This is a genomic window from Mesorhizobium sp. C395A, from assembly GCF_030323205.1.
In the GTDB taxonomy this organism is placed as follows: Bacteria; Pseudomonadota; Alphaproteobacteria; order Rhizobiales; family Rhizobiaceae; genus Mesorhizobium.
Map to the genome: position 1 here is coordinate 2,370,202 of NZ_CP100473.1, position 20,118 is coordinate 2,390,319.

A 20,118-nucleotide genomic window follows, 5' to 3' on the forward strand; every position below is an offset into this window, starting at 1 on the left:
AAGATCATGCCGTTCGAGCCCGGCTCCGTCGAAGCCTTGCGCGAAACATCGCGCCAGAAGGCGGCGTCGCTGAACCAGCATGTGCTGGGCTATGGCGCGCTGGCTGAAGCCGAATGGCAAGCGGCAGGCATCGCCGCGCCCGATCTTGCCGCGATGCGCAAATACCGGCTCGAGCGCCTCCGCGCCGAACTGAGGCGCCGAAACTACGCCGGCGCGCTGCTCTACGACCCCGTCAACATCCGCTACGCCACCGATTCGACCAACATGCAGCTGTGGGTCGCGCACAATCCGACCCGCCACTGCTTCGTCGCCACTGAGGGACCCGTGGTGCTGTTCGACTATTTCTCCTGCGAGCATCTGTCCGATCATTCCGGCGTCGTCGACGAGGTGCGGCCGGCAGTGTCGTGGATGTATCTCTATGGCGGCGAGCTGACCGAGCACAAAGTCCGCCGCTGGGCGGCCGGCATCGCCGATCTGGTCAAGGAGCATGGCGGCGGCAACAGCCGCATTGCGGTCGACCACATCAACCCGGAAGGCGTCGAGGAACTCGCCCGCCTCGGCATTTCGATCGGCAATGGCGAAGCGGTGATGGAAAATGCGCGGCTGATCAAATCGCCGGACGAGATCCTCGCCATGCGCCGCGCCATCGTCGCTTGCGAAGCGGCGATGGGTGAAATGGAGAAGGCGCTGACGCCGGGCATTTCCGAAAACGAATTATGGGCCGAACTCCACCGCGGCAACATTGCGCGCGGCGGCGAATGGATCGAAACCCGGCTGCTTGCCTCGGGACCGCGCACCAATCCGTGGTTCCAGGAATGCTCATCGCGGGTGATCGAAGCAGGCGACCTCGTCGCCTTCGACACCGACCTGATCGGCCCCTACGGCTTCTGCGCCGATCTCTCCCGCACCTGGCTTTGCGGCGATGCGAGACCATCGAACGAGCAACGGGACCTCTTCCACATCGCCGCCGACCAGATCGCCCACAACACGCAATTAATGCAGCCCGGCATATCCTTCCGCGACCTAGTCGAACGCTCGGTGGTGCCGCCGGGAGATTGCTTCCCGGCGCGCTACGGCGTGCTCTATCACGGCGTCGGCCTCGCCGACGAGTATCCAACCCTGCCGCATGCAAGCGACTGGACGCCGGACACGCCCGACGGCGTGCTGGAGCCGGGAATGGTCCTGTGCGTGGAAAGCTATATCGGCCGTCTCGGCGGCCATGATGGCGTCAAGATCGAGGAACAGATCCTGATCACCGAGACCGGTAACGAGCAGCTTTCAACCTACCCGTTGGATGCGAGGCTGCTCGGCTGATCCGGCAAGCGCCTCGCGCAGAGCCTTGAGCGTCTTTTCCGGCGTCGTCCTGGCGGTGATGTAGGGCAGGCCTTTGCGCCTTGCCGTCCAGCCGACGACCTTCACGGCGTTTGCCGCAGGTTCGAAACGCTGCGCCAGCGCCCAGCTCTCACAGTCGATGGCAGCTATATCCGCCTTGCCCTCGGCGACCGCGACGATCGAGCCGCGATGGCCACCGCTTTCGCTGCGCGAGGAAAAGATATCCAGGCTTTCGCCGGCGGCCTGCAGATCGCGCGCCAGTGCAATGATGCCCGACATCGAATCGAGGCTGTTGTAGGTAAAACGCTTGCCGCGCATCAGATCGAGCGGCAGCGAGGCTTTGCCATCCGCGGGCGAGCGAACCTCCGGTCCCTCGCCCGTCCGCATCACCAGCGCGCTCGAATAGAGTTCGCCTTCGCCGCCCTCGTAAGCGTCGTAGCTCGGCTGGCCGACCACCTGCACATGCTTGCTCAGGCCGAGTTCCATCGGCCCCCAGCAGGTCTGCGCGAACAGCAGCGCCGGATGCAGCCAAAGCTGGTGATGGTCGAGTTCGTCCGGCGGCAGTATCGCCGGATCGGGCGCGATCAGTCTGCCCTCGGCGTCGTGGATACCGCCCGGCACCGGCGGCAGGTCGCCATTGCGGCGCACGATTGTCTGCGGCCCATCGACGCCCTTGTGCCGAAAAGCATCGCGCAACGCTGCCCATTGCGCGTCGACCTCGCCGCGCACTTCGGGCCAGTCATACATCGGCAATGCCGCAACCAAATCACTCATGCCGACACTCAATCATCATGGCTCGGGAAAGGATCGCAAAAACGCGGCGTCCAATCAGAATTGGCCGACACGGGTTCGGGAAGTCCGGGGATTATTCCTTCGGCGGCTCGGCCGGAACCGGCGCGCTGCCAAGCCCGCTGATGCTGCGCGCCCTGATGCGCGGCTTGAACGCCCTGCCCGGCTCGGGCTGGCGGCGCAGCACCGGGTGCACGATCGGCTCCTTGGCCTTGAAGGCGTAGGCTTTGATCAGTGCGAAATAGTTCGGATAAGCGTAGCCATTGTTCATCCGCAGCCACTCGTCGCGGCGGTCGGCAAACAGTTTTGGCAGCCTGTACCAGGCAACGGTCGGGGTCTTGTGGTGAACGAAGTGCAGATTGTTGTTGAGGAACAGGAACGACAGCGGCGAGCGCTCGATGATCACCGTGCGTCCTTCAGGGTGCTCGGACCACTGATGTTCGGCGAAAGTCCGGACCGCGATCAGCGACTGGCCGAGCCAGACCGGCACCAGAATGTAGAGCCATACCGGAATGCCGAAGCCGAACTGCACGATCGGCACCACGATGGCGAGGCCGATCGCATGCAGCAGCCATGCCTTGCCGATCACCTTGTCGCCGGCAATCACATGCCTGGCGTCGTCGACGAAGAAACCGATGCAGGACAGCCAGGGGCCGAGAAAGAAACGGCCGGCCATGGTGTTGTTGATCTTGAGCAGGAATTTCATCGTCGGCGGCAGATCGTCATGCATCCACAACGCCTGGTAATAGCTCTCGGGATCGTCGAGCGGATCGGTCAGGCGCTCGTCGGCGTGGTGGCGCAAATGGAGCGTCTTGAAGCGACGGAACGGCCAGACCAGGCCGATCGGCAGGAAGACGAAGGCTTCGTTGATGAGCGCGCTGCGCGTCGGATGGCCATGCAGCACTTCGTGCATGATCGACGACTGCAAGGCCAGGATGAAGCCGAGGAGAAGAAGTGCCGGGGTCGGATAAGAGGGCCAGAGCAGGAGCCCGGCAGCGAGCCACATTCCGTAACAGAAGAAAGCGAGGACCACGGTCGGCCACTCGATGGCCGCTGCGTCGCGTCGCTTGATGCACTTGCCTGTCATGCTATCGACCACTGCCCCTCAGTCGCCGGAATTGGTTCCTGACAGCATAGTGTCAGGAGAAGCGATTCCGCTCAACGAGACAAAGTGTACAAAATGTTGCGATTGCGCATTTTTGACCGCAGATGTTATACATTGTAAACAACCCTACGGATTCATTTACGCTGGAAGTGCTGAATCGACGGCTCGGGCGCAAATTTTTCCTAAGAGAGCGCGGAGAACGAACAGTGGACAAACGGGACCTTTCGGCAATCTTCCGGGAGCGCCTGAAGCTGCTCCTGACACGGTCCGATCTCAACCAGTCAGCTTTCGCGTCAGCAGTCGGCATCGACCGGTCGGCGCTGTCGCAACTGATGTCCGGCGCCTCGACGCGCCTGCCACGCGCCGAAACGCTGCTCAACATCGCCGCCGAATTCAAGATCTCGCTGGACTGGCTGCTCGGCCTCTCCCAGGACGAAGGCGTCACCGGCGAAATCCGCGAAAGCCTGGAGATCGAAGAGGCGCCCGACGGCTTCGACCGCACGCTGCTCGCCAAATGGTTCGCGGAAGCCGCAGGCACCAAGATCCGCTATGTGCCGGCCGGCATTCCCGATCTCCTGCGCACACGCCAGCTGGTCGACTACGAAGCCAACATCACCAACCGCAGCCGTCTGGCGCAGGCCAGCGAGACGCAGTACCGCATCGAGTACAACCGGCGCCCTGAGACCGATATGGAGGTCTGCATGCCGCGCCACACGCTGGAGATTTTCGCCCGCGGCCTGGGCGTCTGGGACCGCTTTCCCGAGGCTGACCGCCGGCAGCAGCTTGCCCATATGGCGACGCTGCTTGACGATCTCTACCCCACCTTCCGCCTGTTCCTCTATGACGGCCGCATGCGCTATTCGATCCCGCTGACAATCTTCGGTCCCTACCGCGCCGCCATCTATGTCGGCGACATGTACGTCGTGCTGAACGCCACCCAGCCGGTCCAAGCGCTGACCCAGCATTTCGACAATCTGATCCGGGCCGCCGACATCAACCCGCATGAGGCCGCCGCCTACGCGCGCAATCTGGCCGGCGCGTCATTTCCATCGGGTTCTGCCTGATCCCCAACGCCCCGGAAAGGTGCGCCGCGCGGCATTGCAGGTTGCAAACACATTGACTGGACATAAAGACTTCTTTATATCCTTATTCCATTCAAATATCTGAAAGTCGATCCGATGACCGCGAACAATCCCATCGATGCTCTGCTGGCCGAAAAGGGCGTGCTGCTCGCCGATGGCGCCACCGGCACCAATCTGTTCGCCATGGGTCTGGAGGCCGGCGAAGCGCCGGAGTTGCTGAACGAGACAGCGCCCGACACCATCACCAGCCTGCACCAGAATTTCGTCGACGCCGGCGCCGATATCATTCTCACCAACTCGTTCGGCGGCACGCGCCACCGGCTGAAGCTGCACCATGCGCAGGACCGCGTGCATGCGCTGAACAAGCGCGCCGCCGAGATTGCCCGCGCGGTCGCCGACAAGGCCGGCAGGAAAGTCATCGTCGCCGGCTCGGTCGGCCCGACCGGCGAGTTGCTGGTGCCGCTCGGCGCCATGACCTATGACGAAGCAGTCGAGGCTTTTGCCGAGCAGATCGAGGGTCTCAAGGAAGGCGGCGCCGAAGTCGCCTGGATCGAGACCATGTCTGCGCCGGACGAAATCCGCGCCGCGGCGGAGGCCGCCATCCGCGTCGGCCTGCCCTACACCTATACCGGTTCATTCGACACTGCCGGCCGCACCATGATGGGCCTGCTGCCCAGGGATATCCACGGCGTCGTCGACGGACTTTCAGAGACACCGCTCGGTGTCGGCGCCAATTGCGGCGTCGGCGCCTCCGACATCCTGGCCTCGCTGCTCGACATGACCGAGGCGAGGCCGGAAGCGACGGTGATCGTCAAGGGCAATTGCGGCATTCCCGAATTTCGTGGCACCGAAATCCATTATTCCGGCACGCCGGAGCTGATGGCCGACTATGTCCGGCTGGCTGTCGATGGCGGCGCGAAGATCATCGGCGGCTGCTGCGGCACCTCGTTCCAGCACCTTGCCGCCATGCGCAAGGCGCTTGACGCGCACACCAAATCCGAACGCCCGACCGTCGCGGCGATCGTCGAGCGCATCGGTCCGATGCGCAACAAGGTGGCGACGGAAAACACCGCCGAGACCAGCGAAGCCCGCCGCGAACGCCGCCGCAGCCGCGCCTGATATCGAACTTATTCGCTGTTTTCAGCGTAACGCGATAGCGCCGTCTTGAAATCCAGGGCGGTGCCGTTGGCGTTGCCACTCATCGTCACCAGGTCACCCGACGACTGCGGATTGCCGATCTGCTCCAGCATGACGCGAAAGCGGTCATTGGTCAGCGCCGACTTTGCGGTATTCCGGGCTGCGTCAACGTCATCCATGATGCGCCTGGATTCTGGCGACAGCGTTCCCGACGCCTGCGTGTGTCTCACCGCCGGCGTCGTGTTTCCAATGTTCATGATCTGCAATTCCCGGCTCCCCAAGCCCAGTCCCGACCCCATGCAATAATAGCAGGGCATTGCGATGACGTTCCGGAAAAGCCGCGCAATTTAACGATCAGGCGGATCATCGGTGCGCTTCGGATCAATCGATCCGAAAAAAGGCCGGCAGGGTTTTCCCCGCCGGCCTGCCTCACCCGCCCGTAGCCGGTTCCCCGTATCAGAACGACCCCCGTCTGAAAGGAACCGGCTGTATTGCCACTACCGGTTACCGCCGAGCGCCGAGGCAAGGCGCACAAGCGAAAGGAACTCGGACCTGTACCCAAACGGGTCGGCTCCTCGGGCGGCGGTGGCAATCTCCATGATCTTGTCGTAGCCGAACTTCGCGGTCGCATCCTCGTCGCGCAGCTTCTGGCCGAAGGCGGCGACAGCGATGGAGAAACGCTGGTCGGTGCTGGCCTGGTCGAAAGACTGGACCTCGTTGGCCGACGTCACCGGCGTGGTGATCAGCTTCGAGACGTCTTCGTTCGGCAGCTTGTAGCGGATCTTGACGAATGCATATTCGTCGGCATTGGCGACGCCGCCATTGTTGACCGTTGCCTGGCCGTAGCGCAGCGGATCCATCTGCTCGCCGCCACTGCCCTTCGGCGTGATCTCGTAGATGGCCGTCACCGAATGACCGGAGCCGATATCGCCGGCATCGACGCGGTCATTGTTGAAGTCCTCGCGGTTCAAGGCGCGGGTTTCATAGCCGATCAGCCGGTACTCCGAGACCTTGTCCGGATTGAACTCGACCTGGATCTTGACGTCCTTGGCGATGGTGAACAGCGTCGATGAGGCATCCTCGACCAGAACCTTCTCGGCCTCGGCCAGCGTGTCGACATAGGCGGCGGTGCCGTTGCCGTTCTGGGCGATGGTCTGCATCATCTGGTCGTTCAGATTGCCGCGGCCGAAGCCGAATACCGACAGGAACACGCCGGTCCTGCGCTCCTGCTCGATCAGCCGCTTCAGATCGTCGTCATCGGTCTGGCCGACATTGAAGTCGCCGTCCGTGGCCAGCATCACACGGTTGATGCCGTCCTTGACGAAGGACTGCTGGGCAAGCCTGTAGGCTTCCTTGATGCCCGCCTCGCCGGCCGTCGAGCCGCCGGGCGACAGATTGTCGATGGCGTTGAGGATCTTGTCCTTCTCGGTAACCTTGGTCGGCATCAGCACGGTGCCGGCGTCACCGGCATAGGTGACGATCGAGATGGTGTCGTCCGCCTTGAGCTTGCTGACCAGCAGCCGGAAAGCCGACTTGAGCAGTGGCAGCTTGTCAGGCTCGTCCATCGAACCCGAGACGTCGATCAGGAACACCAGATTGGCCTTGGGCTGCTCGACCGGCTTGATGTCGAAGCCCTTGATGGCGACGTGCATCAGCTTGGTGTGCCCGTTCCACGGCGTCGGCATGACGCTGACGGTCGAATTGAACGGCGTCGAAGCCGAGTCCGGCCCCTTCCAGTCATAGGGGAAGTAATTGACCATCTCCTCGACGCGCACCGTGTCGGCCTGCGGCAGGTAGCCCTGCTTCAGCGAGCCGCGGACGAAGGAATAGGAAGCGGTGTCGACGTCGATCGAGAAGGTCGAGACCGGATCCTGAAGCGCTGCATGCACCGGATTGGTCTTGAAATCCTCGACGCGGTCGCGGTTTGGCTCCTGCGGCGCAATCTGGTCGGCCGGCATGGTAGAGGGCTGCGCCAGGTACTTGGATTCGGTCGCGCCGGCCATGCGGTCGACCCGCGCGCCGCCGGCCGGGGCAGCGGTGCCGTCAAGCGAAAACTCGCGGCTCTCAACTGGCGCAGGCTCGGCCAACACGCCGCGCCCCAGCGCATCCTGCTGCGCAGGGGCGACAGCAACGGTCGATTCGGGCTTCGGCGGCGCGGGCGGCGTAAGCGTCGTAGTAGTGTCGCGGCTTCGCGCGTCGGCGTCGGCCTTCTTGTCGCCTTCAGGCGCCTGCTTGTCTTTTACCGGCGCGTTGATCGCCGGCCCATTGGTTGCCGGCTTGTCGGCCAGCGTCTCAGTGATCTTCTCGTCGCTGCCGAACGGCGACGGCTGTTCCCTCAGCATATGAAAGGTGGCGTATCCGGCGATCGGCAGGGCGACGAGCCCGGCAATGGCTGGCGTGGCGATGAGTTTCTTTTGCATGATCTCGCTCCAGAGCTTTTGTGCTCGCTCTGTGAGACGAAGCCCGCCGACCGATCCTTGGGTGACGGCAGAAATATTTTCCTGATCATAGGCGCGCATGGCGGCTTCGAAGGCGCGTGCCTTCGCGCTTTCCCCGGGCGCCGGTACTGCTGCGTCGCGCAGCCTGTTGAGTTCGTTGTCGTCGACCATGGTCACACTTCCCCGGCTGAACGAATCAACGTCTTCAGCCGTTTCTTCGCTTCATGGATGTGCCAGGAAACCGTCGTCTCCGAGATTGCCATCGCCTCGGCGGCGGCCGCATGGCTCAACCCTTCGCCATAGACCAGAAGTACTGCATCGCGCTGCTTGTCCGGCAATTGCCGCACCGCTGCCCAGAGCGCCTCAGAGGGATCTTCGGGCTCGGCCGAGGCCTCTCCCGAAATCATGCTGTAGGCGCCGAAAGCCTCGGTCTTGACGTTTTCGCGCGTGGTCTTGCGCATCATGTCGCGCGCCGCGTTCAGCGTCACGGAATAGAGCCATGTCGTGAACGCGCCGCCGCCGCGGTAGTCGCGGATCGCCTTGCCGAGACGGACACAGACCTCCTGGGCGATGTCTTCGGCATCGGCCTTCTTTCCGCACCAGCGATAGGCGGCGCGATAAACGAAGTCGTAGTGCCGCTCCAGCAATTTGCCGAAGGCACCCCTGTCTCCGCCCTTCGCCCGCCCGATCAATTCGGCGTCGGAGGCTTCGCTTTCATCCAGCATCATCGCCATCATTTGCCTGTTGGACGAAGGCTAATGGCCAATCCTTGGGGTTATGGAAAGATTTTTTTCCGAGGCGACGGATGCACGCGCAACAGGTGCGCTGAGATTCAGGTCAGGCCGAGCCGAAAACGATGGATTTCGAGAACCGGAGCGGAGCGTACTTTTGGTACGCGAGCACCGGAAGCACAGAAAGCCGTCGTTTGCAGGCCGGCCTCACCTGAATATCAGCACACCTGGCCCGAGGCCCAGCCGGACGACCAAGCCCACTGAAAATTATAGCCGCCCAGCCAGCCCGTGACATCGACGACTTCGCCGATGAAAAACAGCCCCGGCACGGATTTCGCCTGCATCGTCTTCTGATCGAGCCCATTGGTATCGACACCGCCAAGCGTCACTTCCGCCGTGCGGTAACCCTCGGAGCCGGCCGGCTTGATGCGCCAGTCGTTGACGGCGGCTTCGACGGTTTTCATTTGCAGGTCTGTCAAATCAGCGAGATTGCCATCGATCCCACTGCGCTCGGCGACTGCTTGCGCAAGGCGCTTCGGCAAATGGTTTGCAAGCACCGTCTGCACCGCTTGCCTGCCGTTGACGCGCCGGGCGGCGCGCAGCAGTTCCGCCACATCCCTCCCCGGCAGCATGGCGATGCGGATCTCGTCGCCCTCGCGCCAATAGGACGAGATCTGCAGGATGGAAGGCCCGCTCAAGCCGCGATGCGTAAACAGCATCGCTTCTGAAAACCACGTCTTGCCGCAGGCGACTTCGGCATCGACGGCATTGCCGGCCAAGGGCGCCAGCCGCTCCAGCGTTCTTGCGTCGAAGGTAAGCGGCACCAGCGCCGGCCGTGTTTCCACCACCGCCAGGCCGAACTGCGCCGCAAGCTCGTAGCCGAAACCGGACGCGCCCATTTTGGGGATCGACTTGCCACCACAGGCAACGACCAGCGAATTGCAGGCGACGCTGCCAGTGGAGAGCGTCAGCACAAAACCGTCCGCGGCCTTGCTGACGTTCCTCATCTCGGTCGACAGCGCCAGCTCCACGCCGCCATCCTGCATTTCAGAGACCAGCATGTCGATGATCAGCCGCGCCGAGCCATCGCAAAACAGCTGTCCAAGCGTCTTCTCGTGATAGGCAATGCCGTGGCGTTCGACGAGCGCGATGAAGTCGCCTTGCGTGTAGCGGCTGAGCGCCGAAATGCAGAAATGCGGATTGCCGGAGATGAAATTCTTCGGGCTCGCATGGATGTTGGTGAAGTTGCAGCGGCCACCGCCGGAGATGCGGATCTTCTCGCCGGGCTTTGCCGCGTGATCGAGCACCAGGACCGAGCGGCCGCGCTTGCCGGCCTCGATGGCGCACATCATTCCGGCCGCACCGGCGCCGATCACCACGACATCATAGGATTGCATCAGGCTGTTCGTTCCCGCTCGACTGGCGCTGTTTTAACAGGCCGCGCCAATCGTGCAGTCTCTACCCGTTCGTTGCGACTTCAGGCAACGCCTCGTTAGATCAGCGTCTCGGCGAACAGCGTCGTCAATCGCTTCCAATGACGTTCGGCGCCGGCCGCGTTGAACACGCTGTGATCCGACACACACCAGCCATGCGCCATGCCGGCATAGTTTTCGATGACGTGGTCGACTTCCGCCACGCGCAGCGCCTCGGCCAGTCGCGCCGACTGCTCCGGCGGAAAGCTGCGGTCCACCCCAGACGTTCCGACATAGACCCGCGCCTTGATCATTGCAGCCTTGCGGTGCGGACTGTCGGCGGCATCGCTGGCGAGATTGCCGCCATGGAAGCTTGCCGCCGCCACGATGCGATCGGGATAGGTTGCAGCCGCATTCAAGGCCCGCGCCCCGCCCATGCAGTAACCGACGACACCGACCGGTCCGGTGACACCTTCAGCGGTAAGCGTGTCGAGGAACGCCCTGCTGTCGCGGATGGTCATGTCCTGTGTCGTGCCGTGGACCAACGCCGTCAGCGCGACCTTGGTCTCCTCGACGACGAAAGCGGTCTTGGGCTCGAACGGCCCGTAGGGTGCTCTGCGATAGAAAAGATCCGGCACCAGCACGGCATAGCCCTCGCCTGCCAGCCGTTCCGCCATTGCGTCGAGCGCCGGTCGCGGACCGAAAGCGTCCATATAGAGAATGATGCCGGCCCTGGACGAGGAAGCGGTCGCCGAGCGGAACAGCCCGGCTTTCGCCACGCCGTCCCCGGTTTTTATCTCAATGTCCTGCTTCGCCATGGCCCGCTCCGTTAAATGTCGTGCGATACATATAAGCAGGCACCGTTAGGGCAAGCCGTTCCCTGACAATCCCGTTCAACACTTTGTGCGGGCTTTCGACCCGGCTACAGGCCGGCAAACGCCGTCATGTGAAAGGCCTGAACCTCAGGCGGATAGCGATGGGCCGTGCCATACGGACAAGCGTTGCGGTCGAGGCAGCCGCCGCCGCGGCATGGTTCGCCCTTCGATCCCCGCACATGCGCCAGGCAAGCCTGATGAGCGAAACCATCCGCGGAATAGGCGTCAACCGGACAGGATTTCAGGCAAGGTTTTGCAACACAGGCGTCGCAAAGGTGAATCGCTTCGCGACGTTCAGGAAGCGCGATCTCATCCTCGAACAGCAACGCGCCGCGATAGGCATGCCAGAGGCCGTACCGCGGATGCATCAGGATGCCCAGCGGCGACGGTCTCAGCCCCTCCGCTCGCATCGCCCATTGCTGGAACGGCAGATAAGGTCTGTCCGAAGGCGAAACGGCGCGCGCGACGAATTTCTCCGCCACCGCACCGATCACTTCGCGCGACCATGTGTCGAGCGGATTAGCAATGGTTTGCGGTTGCCGGTCGCGCCAGCGCAGGAAATGCGGCCAGGGTGCCGCTCCCGCCTGCCCGACCAACAGCACGGATTTGGCAGGGGCGGCTGAAGGGCTATGCGGCGGCGTTTCGCTTGTTGCGAAATTGAGGCCGCCGCGCAGGATGAGGCCGTCGGCGGAAAGCGCGGCCGCTATCTCGTCAGCCCGGCGCCGCGCAATCATCCCTTCTTGTCCGGGTCGGAGAAAGCGCTCCGCCAGACTTCCTTGTGGATGATGTTGGCGACTTTAGCCCCGCCTGACTCGGGCTCCTTTCAGGTGAAGGCGTCAGCCATCGACGCCTTCTTCGTTGCGATGTAGTCCTTCAACCCGTCGTCGATGCCCGGATCGAGATAAGGCGCCTCGTAGGTCTCCAGCCAGCGGCGGGCGAGTTCGTTGGCGCGCTGCGGCGCTGTCTTCTCGCCCTCGGCCAGCCACTGCTCGTAGGAATTGTTGTCGGCGATGCTGGAGCGGTAGAAGGCGGTCTGGAAATTGGCCTGGGTGTGGTCGCAGCCGAGATAGTGGCTGCCCGGGCCGACCTGGCGAATGGCGTCCATCGCCTGGCCGTTTTCCGAGAGGTCGACGCCTTCGGAAAACTTTTGCGTCATGCCGAGCTGGTCGATGTCCATCATGAATTTTTCGTAGCAGGAGGCGAGCCCGCCCTCGAGCCAGCCGGCCGAATGCAGCACGAAATTGGTGCCGGCCAAAATGGTCGAGTTTAGCGTGTTGGCGCTTTCATACGCCGCCTGTGCGTCCGGAACCTTGGAGGCGCAGAGCGAGCCGCCGGTGCGGAAAGGCAGGCCGAGGCGGCGCGCAAGCTGCGCGGCGCCGTAGGAAACCAGCGACGGTTCCGGCGTGCCGAAGGTCGGCGCACCCGACTGCATCGAGATCGACGAGGCAAAGGTGCCGAACAGCACCGGCGCGCCGGGGCGGATCAGCTGCGTGAACGACGCGCCGGCCAGCACCTCGGCCAGAACCTGCGTCAGCGTGCCGGCGACCGTCACCGGGCTCATCGCGCCGGCGAGAATGAACGGCGTGACGATGCAGGCCTGGTTGTGGCGCGAATAAACCTTCAGCGCGCCCAGCATCGTCTCGTCGAACACCATCGGCGAGTTGGCGTTGATCAGGCTGGTCAGCACGGTGTTGTTTTCGACGAAATCATCGCCGAACACGATCTTGGCCATGGCGACGGTGTCTTCGGCCCGCTCCGGCGCCGTCACCGAACCCATGAACGGCTTGTCGGAATACTTTATGTGCGAATAGATCATGTCGAGATGGCGCTTGTTGACCGGCACGTCGACCGGCTCGCACACCGTGCCGCCCGAATGGTGGATCGACGGCGCCATATAGGCGAGCTTCACGAAATTCCGGAAATCCTCGATCGTCGCGTAGCGCCTGACGCCGTCGAGGTCGCGCACGAAGGGCGGGCCGTAGACCGGCGCGAAGACGGTGGCGTTGCCGCCGATCTGCACCGAACGCTCGGGATTGCGGGCATGCTGGGTGTAGATTGGGGGTGCTGTCTTGAGCAGCGACCGGCACAGCCCCTTGGGGAAATGCACGCGCTCGCCCTTGACGTCGGCGCCCGCCTCTTTCCACAGCTGCAGCGCCTCGGCGTCATCGCGAAAGATGATGCCGATCTCTTCCAGCACCGTATCGGTGTTGTTTTCGATAATCGCCAGGCCCTCCTCGTTGAGGACCTCATAGATATTGATCTTGCGCTTGATATAGGTGAGCTGGGTGCCCGGTCCGCCGCCCGAGCGCGCCGCCCGCCTTGCAGCCGCGCCGCCGCTGGCAGCGCGTCCACGTCGCGCGTTTGACGCTTCCTGGTCGACTGGCGCGTTCTCACTCATGATCGTTTTTCCCTAAAAACCGTTTGCGGCCGCGTATGGCGGCTTCTCGCCCGGATCGTAGTCATGCACCCTATTCGAAACGGCCCGCCAGCGCCAACGCCTGTCGCAAAATCGACAAGAATTCCAATAGATTTGCGGTCGCTTTCCTTTTGCGGGAAGTCGCAAATCAGCTATGGATACCTGCCCCTGCCGGGTTAGGTATTGACGCGATTATTTTAAGCCGCCGTGATCGCATCCCGCGCGGCAAGGAGCCCGAGAAAAAATGGCCGACGACGAGATCATCCTCTCCGAGCTTTCCGACGACGAGTTGGTGCAGCAGATGCACGACGATCTCTATGACGGGCTGAAGGAAGAGATCGAGGAAGGCACCAACATCCTGCTCGAGCGCGGCTGGGTGCCCTACAAGGTGCTGACCGAAGCTCTGGTCGAAGGCATGCGCATCGTCGGCGAGGACTTTCGCGACGGCATCCTGTTCGTTCCCGAGGTGCTGCTGTCGGCCAACGCCATGAAGGCCGGCATGTTCATCCTGCGCCCGCTGCTGGCCGCCACCGGCGCGCCGAAGCAGGGCAAGATGGTGATCGGCACCGTCAAGGGCGACATCCACGACATCGGCAAGAACCTCGTCGGCATGATGATGGAAGGTGCCGGCTTCGACGTCATCGATCTCGGCATCAACAATGCGGTGGAAAAATACCTCGACGCCATCGAGCAGCACCAGCCCGACATTATCGGCATGTCGGCGCTTTTGACCACGACCATGCCTTACATGAAGGTCGTCATCGACACGATGAAGGAAAAGGGCATCCGCGACGACTATGTCGTCCTGGTCGGCGGCGCGCCGCTAAACGAGGAATTCGGCAAGGCCGTCGGCGCCGATGCCTATTGCCGCGACGCGGCTGTGGCGGTCGAGACCGCCAAGGACTTCATGAAGCGCAAGCATAACGTGCGCGCTTCAGCCTGATCTGTTACGCAAGGCGTCTGGGCCACAATCGAAAGCCGCGCCTTGCAGCGCGGCTTTTTTGTTCCAGCTATTGGAACGGATGGCTGCGTCAGGGTTTGGTGACGGTGTCGTCGACGGCTTTGGCAGTCGATTTGATATCCCGGCCGACACCACGGACGGTGTTGGCACAGGCCGTAAGCGCCAGGACGCAGGCAAGGATTGCAATCGGCGCAACGCGTAACAGTTTCATGGACGGTTTATCCCTCTCTCGATAGATTCGCCCCACAGCAACGAAGGCCGCTTCGACCGGGTTCCATGGCCAGAATGCAAAAAACGAAACCGAATCAAGACGACAGGCTGCTGGTCATCGCCTGTGGAATGATTGCGCGCGAAGTTTTGGCCGTCAAGGAGCAGCTCAAGCTCGACCATCTCGACCTGACCTGCCTGCCGGCGGAGTTCCATTTCTACCCCGACCGCATCGCACCGGCGATGGACAAGGCGATCGAAAAGGCCAAGGCGGAAGGCTATAGCAACATCTTCGTTGGCTATGCCGATTGCGGTACCGGCGGCATGCTCGACCGGGTCCTGGAGAAGCACGGCGTCGAACGCATGGCCGGCCCGCACTGCTTTGCCTTCTACCAGGGCATGGACGCCTATGCGAAGGTCGCCGACGACGACATGATGTCGTTCTACATGACCGATTTCCTGTGCCGCCAGTTCGACGCCTTCTTCATGAAGCCGCTCGGCCTCGACAAGCACCCGGAGCTGATCAAGGACTATTTCGGCAACTACCAGAAGCTGATCTACATCGCCCAGACCGACGATCCGGAACTCGACAAGGTCGCCGAGGAGGCCGCGAAGATGCTTGGCCTCGCCTATGAGCGCCGCTCGACGGGCTATGGCGACCTGACGGCCGGGCTGGCGCAGGCCGCCGCCCACGCCTGAAGCGGTTCTTGAGCCGGGACGCTGTCGAGAACAGATGACAGGCCGCCGCGAATGGTTAAGTTGTGAGCCACAAGCAAACAGGCTGATTCAGCCATCCGAACACGGAACGTCCCGATGACCCCTCGCGTCCTGCTTGCCGCCCTTGGCCTCCTCTGCCTCGTCTTGCCCGCTCGCGCCGACGGCGAGGTGCAGAAGATCATCACGCCTGCCGACAAGGTTCGCCTCGACAAATATGGCGAGACCCGCAAGGCGGCGCTGGCCGAGGCAAAAGCGGGAGACCCGGCTGAGGTCAGCCAACTCGACGCGCTGCTGGCAAAGCCGATAGTGGCCTTTTCCGACAAGGACCTGAGCGGCAACTGGCAATGCCGAACCATCAAGGTGGGCCTGACCGGCCCGCTGGTCATCTATGGCTGGTTCAAGTGCAAGGTCACGGACGATGGCTCCGGCTGGCAGCTGGAAAAGGTCAGCGGCTCGCAACGCACCAAGGGCCGTTTCTTCGACGATAGCGAAAAACGCGCGATCTATCTCGGCTCCGGCTATGTCAATGACAACAAGCCAAAACCCTATGGCAGCGGCCCGGAAAGCGACCAGGTCGGCTATGCCTTCCGCACCAGCGCCAATGAATGGCGCATCGAATTCCCGGCGCCCTACTACGAATCGAAACTCGACATCATCGAGTTCAAGCGCTGATCCGTTGGTCTCTCGCTGGCCGGGCGGTCATCAAGATTTAACCTCGCCCGGCACAGAATTGAGCCGGGCAGCGCACGGCAAATGGTTGCGCGCCGGCAAGAAAGCGTGCCATGGCATCAGCGGTTGAAAAAAGTGCTGCGATCGTCATCGTCACCGAAGGCGGACCGCACATCTGGGCCATCGTCAACGCCATCGCCGACCAGTTCGGTCCTGTCAGCGTCATCCTCGAAAGCCCTGAATCCAAAAAACAATTGCTGCTCGGCCGGGCGCGCCGCCAGGGCTTGTTTTCGGCCATCGGCCAGCTTGGCACGATGGTGTTGACGAGGCTCGGCAAGCGCTTCTTCGCTGGCCACGCAGAGCGGCTCATCGCCGATCAGAAGCTTGAGACCGAGCCGAAGCCGGGACAAAAGATCATCCACGTCTCCTCCGCCAACGCAGCCGATTGCCTGCAGGCGATCGCCGACATCCGCCCGGGCGTGGTGCTGCTCGCCGGCTGCCGGCTCTTGTCCCGGCAGACGCTGGCGCAAATGCCCTGCCCGGTGCTCAACTACCACGCCGGCATCGCGCCGAAATACCGCGGCATGAATGGCGGTTACTGGGCGCTGGCCTCCGGCGATCTCCAGAATTTCGGCACCACCGTGCATCTGGTCGACGCCGGCGTCGACACCGGCGGCGTGTTGAAACAGGCGCGCGGCAAGCCGGAGCCCGACGACACTATTTCGAGCTATGCGTTGCGCCAGGCGGCGTTCTCGCGTGACATCTGCGTCGAGGCGGTCCGCGGTGCCTTGGACGGAAAGTTGGCCACGATCAAGCCGGACCTGCCCTCGAAACAATGGTACCACCCGACGATCTGGTTCTATCTCTGGACTGGCCTGACCAAGCGGGTTTGGTAGCCAGCCTTCCCTCGGAATCTCGCCTTTCTTTTTGCGACTCTCAATAGCGTCGCTTTTGAATGCGCGCGCGTCGTCCCATAACAAGCAGCCCCACTGCGCATCCGGCAATGCTCACACCAGCTGGATAAAGTGGTGGAACGTCGTTTCCCTCATGGACGCACGGCGCTCTACAGGGAGTGAGAGAATTCATGGCCGATCTGATTGTCGTCTATTGGCGCGACATCCCCGCCCAGGTCATCGTCAAGAAGGGCCGGCAGAACGCCAAGCGCGAACTGCCGCTGCGCTTCACCGAGGCGATCGATATGTGCGCCATGCGCACCGGCGCCGGCGGCACCGACGATTACCTCGCCGAATGGCGCAAGGCCGATCCAATCCCGGTCGGCGACGACCTCGAAGCCGAGGTCGAGAAGGCATTCAGCGACATCGACGCGAAATACGACCGCGAGCGGCTGGTCGCTCTGGTCAAGGCGGGCGGGAAAGAAAATGTCTGAAACCACTCCTGCCAAAGAGGGGCCAAGGGTTACCCAGCCGGTTACCCAGGCCACTCAGGTCAAGAAAGCAGCGCCGAAATCCGACTACAAGCCGGCCGACGTGTCGCCGCAGCGGCGCGTGCAGCGGTCGTTTGCCATCAGGCTGTGGTCCATCCGGCACTCGCGATTGCTCGAATGGTTCTACTCCAGGTTCGCCGACATGTTCCTGCTTCTTCATCCGCTTTGGAAAGGCCTCGGCTATGGGCGCGTCGAGGCGCCGATCAAGTTTGTCGAAAGGCGCGTCAAGGGCTTCATGTTCGACTGCCGCATGTGCGGCCAGTGCATCCTGTCCTCGACCGGCATGTCGTGCCCGATGAACTGCCCCAAGCAGCTGCGCAACGGCCCTTGCGGCGGTGTGCGCGCCAACGGCAATTGCGAGGTCGAGCCCGATATGCCTTGCGTCTGGGTTAAGGCCTGGGAAGGCTCGCGGAACATGGAGCATGGCGACAGGATCCTGACCGTGCAGAAGCCGGTCGACCAGTCGCTGCGCGAAACCTCGGCCTGGCTGCGGGTGACGGCCCAGTCGGCAGCGGCCCGTGAAGCAGCGGCCAAAGCCAACACTGGAGCGGCCGCGTGATCGGCCGCCAGCGCGATGAAAACCCGGCCGGCATCCATCTGCCGCTCGATCCGCTGCCCGGCCACTCCTCGCGTGGCCGGCTGGAGCGTGTGCTGCGGCGCGGCGAATTCGCGGTCACCACCGAGCTCAACCCGCCCGACAGCGCCGATCCCGAAGACGTCTATAACCGCGCGAAAATCTTCGACGGCTGGGTCGACGCCATCAATGCCGTCGATGCCTCCGGCGCCAACTGCCACATGTCGTCGGTCGGCATTTGCGCGCTGCTCACCCGCATGGGCTACGCGCCGATCATGCAGATCGCCTGCCGCGACAGGAACCGCATCGCCATCCAGGGCGACGTGCTGGGCGGTGCCGCCATGGGGGTCGCCAACATGCTGTGCCTCACCGGCGACGGCGTCCAGGCCGGCGACCAGCCCGGCGCCAAGCCTGTCTTCGACCTCGATTCCATGTCGTTGCTGGAAACCTGCCGCATCATGCGCGACAACGGCAAGTTTCTGTCCGGCCGCAAGTTGACGACGCCGCCGCAAATTTTCCTCGGCGCCGCCGTCAACCCCTTCGCGCCACCCTTCGATTTCCGCCCGATCCATCTCGGCAAAAAGATCGCCGCCGGCGCGCAGTTCGTGCAGACGCAGTATTGCTTCGACGTGCCGATGTTCAGAACCTTCATGCAGAGGGCGCGGGACTTGGGGCATACGGAAAAAGTTTTCATCCTGTGCGGCGTCGGCCCGCTGGCTTCGGCCAAGACGGCCAAATGGATCCGCTCCAACGTGCCCGGGATCCATATTCCCGATGCCATCATCAAGCGGCTGGAAGGCGCCCAGGACCAGAAGAAGGAAGGCAAGCAGCTCTGCACCGACATCATCAACGAGGTGAAGGAAATTCCTGGTGTCTCCGGCATCCATGTGATGGCCTATCGCCAGGAGGAATATGTCGCCGAGATCGTCGATGAATCGGGTGTGCTGAAAGGCCGCCAGCCATGGAAACGTGAGATCCGCCACGACGATCAGATGGTCGCCGACCGGCTCGAGAGCATACTGCACGACGACATTACCGAAAGGCAGGTGGATATGGTGAAGACCGCGCACTGACGGCGCGGACGGCCAGCCATTTGCTTGAATGAAACCAGACAACGATATAAAGAAATCTTTATATCAGGCGGAGAGACTTCATGACCCGGACCATCGTCGCCTCGGCGACACGAGAGATCATCATCGGCTTCGACCAGCCTTTCTGCGTCATCGGCGAGCGCATCAACCCGACCGGCCGCAAGAAGCTGGCCGCCGAGATGATCGCCGGCAATTTCGAGACCGTCATCAAGGATGCGCTGGAACAGGCCGCCTGCGGCGCCACCATGCTCGACGTCAATGCCGGCGTCACCTCCGTTAATCCGAACGAAACCGAACCCGGCCTGCTGGTGCAGACGCTGGAGATCGTCCAGGGCCTGGTCGACCTGCCGCTGTCGATCGACTCGTCGGTGACCGCCGCCATCGAGGCAGCGCTCAAGGTCGCCAAGGGCCGGCCGCTGGTCAACTCCGTGACCGGCGAAGAGGAAAAGCTCGAAGCCATCCTGCCGCTGGTCAAGAAGTACAACGTTCCAGTCGTCGCCATCTCCAACGACGAGACCGGCATTTCGATGGATCCGGATGTGCGCTTTGCCGTCGCCAAGAAGATCGTGCAGCGCTGCGCCGATTTCGGCATTCCCGCGCATGACGTCGTCGTCGACCCGCTGGTGATGCCGATCGGCGCGCTGGGCGATGCCGGCCGCCAGGTCTTCGCGTTGCTGCGCCGTCTGCGCGAAGAGCTCAAGGTCAACACCACCTGCGGCCTGTCCAACATTTCGTTCGGCCTGCCGCACCGCCACGGCATCAACGCCGCCTTCATCCCGATGGTGATCGGCGCCGGCATGACCTCGGCGATCATGAACCCGGTGCGCCCGCAGGAAATGGAAGCCGTGCGCGGCGCCAATGTGCTCAACGGCACCGACGAGAACTGCACCAACTGGATCAGGACCTACAAGGACTACAAGCCGGCCGAAGGCGGTCAGGCGGTCGCAGCGCCCACCGCGGTTAACGCTCCGGGCCAAGGCGGCGGCAATGGCAATGGCGGTCGCCGTCGCGGCGGCCGTGAAGCCCGCATGGCCAGGGGATAGAGCGAGACAGGACACGGTTTTCTTGACAGATCAAGACCGCACAAGGCCTGAAATGCCGAACTGGCAGGTAATTCTGCGAGTGGCTTTTTGCAGCG

Annotated in this window: 21 protein-coding genes; 11 read left to right on the forward strand and 10 right to left on the reverse strand. The window is 62.8% G+C overall.

Features of this window, described 5'->3' with window-relative positions:
• Positions 1 to 6 precede the first annotated feature (6 nt).
• Complete coding sequence (locus NLY37_RS11760; RefSeq protein WP_023822198.1) at positions 7 to 1,314, forward strand: M24 family metallopeptidase; 1,308 nt, start codon at positions 7 to 9, stop codon at positions 1,312 to 1,314.
• On the opposite strand, the gene NLY37_RS11765 is transcribed toward NLY37_RS11760, so the two are convergent.
• Both NLY37_RS11765 and NLY37_RS11770 read right to left on the reverse strand, forming a co-directional pair.
• Positions 1,279 to 2,106, reverse strand: a complete 828-nt coding sequence (locus tag NLY37_RS11765) for a phosphate/phosphite/phosphonate ABC transporter substrate-binding protein (RefSeq protein ID WP_023741575.1) — start codon at positions 2,104 to 2,106, stop codon at positions 1,279 to 1,281. The two genes, NLY37_RS11760 and NLY37_RS11765, sit on opposite strands and share 36 nt — an antisense overlap.
• A 91-nt stretch (positions 2,107 to 2,197) precedes the next feature.
• Positions 2,198 to 3,208 (reverse strand): fatty acid desaturase, encoded by a 1,011-nt coding sequence (locus NLY37_RS11770; protein ID WP_031201844.1) that lies wholly within the window; start codon positions 3,206 to 3,208, stop codon positions 2,198 to 2,200.
• A gap of 224 nt (positions 3,209 to 3,432) precedes the next feature.
• Between NLY37_RS11770 and NLY37_RS11775 the strand changes: the two genes are divergently transcribed.
• Both NLY37_RS11775 and bmt read left to right on the forward strand, forming a co-directional pair.
• Complete coding sequence (locus NLY37_RS11775) at positions 3,433 to 4,290, forward strand: helix-turn-helix domain-containing protein (protein ID WP_023681768.1); 858 nt, start codon at positions 3,433 to 3,435, stop codon at positions 4,288 to 4,290.
• 114 nt (positions 4,291 to 4,404) lie between these two features.
• Positions 4,405 to 5,427: a betaine--homocysteine S-methyltransferase gene (bmt, locus tag NLY37_RS11780; RefSeq protein WP_023735240.1), complete on the forward strand. Its 1,023-nt coding sequence runs from the start codon at positions 4,405 to 4,407 to the stop codon at positions 5,425 to 5,427.
• 8 nt (positions 5,428 to 5,435) lie between these two features.
• Here bmt and NLY37_RS11785 read toward each other — a convergent pair whose 3' ends face one another.
• From NLY37_RS11785 to NLY37_RS11815, 7 genes are all read right to left on the reverse strand, one after another.
• Positions 5,436 to 5,702 carry a hypothetical protein gene (locus tag NLY37_RS11785; protein ID WP_031202677.1) on the reverse strand — a complete coding sequence of 89 codons (267 nt, stop codon included), beginning with the start codon at positions 5,700 to 5,702 and terminating at the stop codon, positions 5,436 to 5,438.
• Positions 5,703 to 5,942: 240 nt separating this feature from the next.
• Positions 5,943 to 8,054, reverse strand: a complete 2,112-nt coding sequence (locus tag NLY37_RS11790; protein WP_023739086.1) for a vWA domain-containing protein — start codon at positions 8,052 to 8,054, stop codon at positions 5,943 to 5,945.
• A 2-nt stretch (positions 8,055 to 8,056) separates the two neighbouring features.
• Positions 8,057 to 8,617 (reverse strand): RNA polymerase sigma factor, encoded by a 561-nt coding sequence (locus NLY37_RS11795; RefSeq protein WP_023739087.1) that lies wholly within the window; start codon positions 8,615 to 8,617, stop codon positions 8,057 to 8,059.
• Positions 8,618 to 8,832: 215 nt separating this feature from the next.
• Entirely contained in the window at positions 8,833 to 10,011 is a 1,179-nt protein-coding gene (locus NLY37_RS11800) for a BaiN/RdsA family NAD(P)/FAD-dependent oxidoreductase (RefSeq protein ID WP_023741577.1), read from the reverse strand.
• 95 nt (positions 10,012 to 10,106) lie between these two features.
• Complete coding sequence (locus tag NLY37_RS11805; RefSeq protein ID WP_023741578.1) at positions 10,107 to 10,844, reverse strand: dienelactone hydrolase family protein; 738 nt, start codon at positions 10,842 to 10,844, stop codon at positions 10,107 to 10,109.
• A 104-nt stretch (positions 10,845 to 10,948) separates the two neighbouring features.
• Positions 10,949 to 11,635, reverse strand: coding sequence for a 4Fe-4S dicluster domain-containing protein (locus NLY37_RS11810; protein ID WP_023741579.1), 687 nt, complete (start codon positions 11,633 to 11,635; stop codon positions 10,949 to 10,951).
• Positions 11,636 to 11,724: 89 nt separating this feature from the next.
• Positions 11,725 to 13,299: a trimethylamine methyltransferase family protein gene (locus tag NLY37_RS11815; protein ID WP_023741580.1), complete on the reverse strand. Its 1,575-nt coding sequence runs from the start codon at positions 13,297 to 13,299 to the stop codon at positions 11,725 to 11,727.
• Between the two features lie 262 nt (positions 13,300 to 13,561).
• On the opposite strand from NLY37_RS11815, the gene NLY37_RS11820 reads away from it, so the two are divergent.
• Positions 13,562 to 14,260 carry a cobalamin B12-binding domain-containing protein gene (locus NLY37_RS11820; protein ID WP_023688118.1) on the forward strand — a complete coding sequence of 233 codons (699 nt, stop codon included), beginning with the start codon at positions 13,562 to 13,564 and terminating at the stop codon, positions 14,258 to 14,260.
• Positions 14,261 to 14,348: 88 nt separating this feature from the next.
• On the opposite strand, the gene NLY37_RS11825 is transcribed toward NLY37_RS11820, so the two are convergent.
• Positions 14,349 to 14,489, reverse strand: a complete 141-nt coding sequence (locus tag NLY37_RS11825) for an entericidin A/B family lipoprotein (RefSeq protein WP_023670401.1) — start codon at positions 14,487 to 14,489, stop codon at positions 14,349 to 14,351.
• A gap of 65 nt (positions 14,490 to 14,554) precedes the next feature.
• Between NLY37_RS11825 and NLY37_RS11830 the strand changes: the two genes are divergently transcribed.
• From NLY37_RS11830 to NLY37_RS11860, 7 genes are all read left to right on the forward strand, one after another.
• Positions 14,555 to 15,184, forward strand: coding sequence for a DUF1638 domain-containing protein (locus NLY37_RS11830; protein ID WP_023741581.1), 630 nt, complete (start codon positions 14,555 to 14,557; stop codon positions 15,182 to 15,184).
• Positions 15,185 to 15,298: 114 nt separating this feature from the next.
• Complete coding sequence (locus NLY37_RS11835; RefSeq protein ID WP_023670399.1) at positions 15,299 to 15,874, forward strand: DUF4893 domain-containing protein; 576 nt, start codon at positions 15,299 to 15,301, stop codon at positions 15,872 to 15,874.
• 110 nt (positions 15,875 to 15,984) lie between these two features.
• Entirely contained in the window at positions 15,985 to 16,767 is a 783-nt protein-coding gene (locus NLY37_RS11840; protein WP_023741582.1) for a formyl transferase, read from the forward strand.
• A 188-nt stretch (positions 16,768 to 16,955) separates the two neighbouring features.
• The gene (locus tag NLY37_RS11845) at positions 16,956 to 17,258 is read left to right on the forward strand and encodes a virulence factor (protein ID WP_023670397.1); all 303 of its coding nucleotides are present in this window, start codon (positions 16,956 to 16,958) and stop codon (positions 17,256 to 17,258) included.
• Positions 17,251 to 17,874, forward strand: coding sequence for a methylenetetrahydrofolate reductase C-terminal domain-containing protein (locus NLY37_RS11850; RefSeq protein WP_023688112.1), 624 nt, complete (start codon positions 17,251 to 17,253; stop codon positions 17,872 to 17,874). Before NLY37_RS11845 ends, NLY37_RS11850 begins: the two co-directional genes overlap by 8 nt.
• A complete protein-coding gene (locus NLY37_RS11855) occupies positions 17,871 to 18,962 on the forward strand; it encodes a methylenetetrahydrofolate reductase (protein WP_023741583.1) in 1,092 nt (363 codons plus the stop codon). The genes NLY37_RS11850 and NLY37_RS11855 overlap by 4 nt, the downstream gene beginning before the upstream one ends.
• Positions 18,963 to 19,042: 80 nt before the next feature.
• On the forward strand, positions 19,043 to 20,023 hold the full coding sequence (locus tag NLY37_RS11860; RefSeq protein ID WP_023741584.1) for a methyltetrahydrofolate cobalamin methyltransferase: 981 nt from the start codon (positions 19,043 to 19,045) through the stop codon (positions 20,021 to 20,023).
• Positions 20,024 to 20,118: the final 95 nt, after the last annotated feature.

Coding starts and splice junctions, on each gene's coding strand:
- NLY37_RS11760 (WP_023822198.1), top strand. CDS start 7: ATGCCGTTCGAGCCCGGCTCCGTCGAAGCCTTGCGCGAAACATCGCGC.
- NLY37_RS11765 (WP_023741575.1), bottom strand. CDS start 2,106: ATGAGTGATTTGGTTGCGGCATTGCCGATGTATGACTGGCCCGAAGTG.
- NLY37_RS11770 (WP_031201844.1), bottom strand. CDS start 3,208: ATGACAGGCAAGTGCATCAAGCGACGCGACGCAGCGGCCATCGAGTGG.
- bmt (WP_023735240.1), top strand. CDS start 4,405: ATGACCGCGAACAATCCCATCGATGCTCTGCTGGCCGAAAAGGGCGTG.
- NLY37_RS11785 (WP_031202677.1), bottom strand. CDS start 5,702: ATGAACATTGGAAACACGACGCCGGCGGTGAGACACACGCAGGCGTCG.
- NLY37_RS11790 (WP_023739086.1), bottom strand. CDS start 8,054: ATGGTCGACGACAACGAACTCAACAGGCTGCGCGACGCAGCAGTACCG.
- NLY37_RS11795 (WP_023739087.1), bottom strand. CDS start 8,617: ATGGCGATGATGCTGGATGAAAGCGAAGCCTCCGACGCCGAATTGATC.
- NLY37_RS11800 (WP_023741577.1), bottom strand. CDS start 10,011: ATGCAATCCTATGATGTCGTGGTGATCGGCGCCGGTGCGGCCGGAATG.
- NLY37_RS11805 (WP_023741578.1), bottom strand. CDS start 10,844: ATGGCGAAGCAGGACATTGAGATAAAAACCGGGGACGGCGTGGCGAAA.
- NLY37_RS11810 (WP_023741579.1), bottom strand. CDS start 11,635: ATGATTGCGCGGCGCCGGGCTGACGAGATAGCGGCCGCGCTTTCCGCC.
- NLY37_RS11815 (WP_023741580.1), bottom strand. CDS start 13,299: ATGAGTGAGAACGCGCCAGTCGACCAGGAAGCGTCAAACGCGCGACGT.
- NLY37_RS11820 (WP_023688118.1), top strand. CDS start 13,562: ATGGCCGACGACGAGATCATCCTCTCCGAGCTTTCCGACGACGAGTTG.
- NLY37_RS11825 (WP_023670401.1), bottom strand. CDS start 14,489: ATGAAACTGTTACGCGTTGCGCCGATTGCAATCCTTGCCTGCGTCCTG.
- NLY37_RS11830 (WP_023741581.1), top strand. CDS start 14,555: ATGGCCAGAATGCAAAAAACGAAACCGAATCAAGACGACAGGCTGCTG.
- NLY37_RS11835 (WP_023670399.1), top strand. CDS start 15,299: ATGACCCCTCGCGTCCTGCTTGCCGCCCTTGGCCTCCTCTGCCTCGTC.
- NLY37_RS11840 (WP_023741582.1), top strand. CDS start 15,985: ATGGCATCAGCGGTTGAAAAAAGTGCTGCGATCGTCATCGTCACCGAA.
- NLY37_RS11845 (WP_023670397.1), top strand. CDS start 16,956: ATGGCCGATCTGATTGTCGTCTATTGGCGCGACATCCCCGCCCAGGTC.
- NLY37_RS11850 (WP_023688112.1), top strand. CDS start 17,251: ATGTCTGAAACCACTCCTGCCAAAGAGGGGCCAAGGGTTACCCAGCCG.
- NLY37_RS11860 (WP_023741584.1), top strand. CDS start 19,043: ATGACCCGGACCATCGTCGCCTCGGCGACACGAGAGATCATCATCGGC.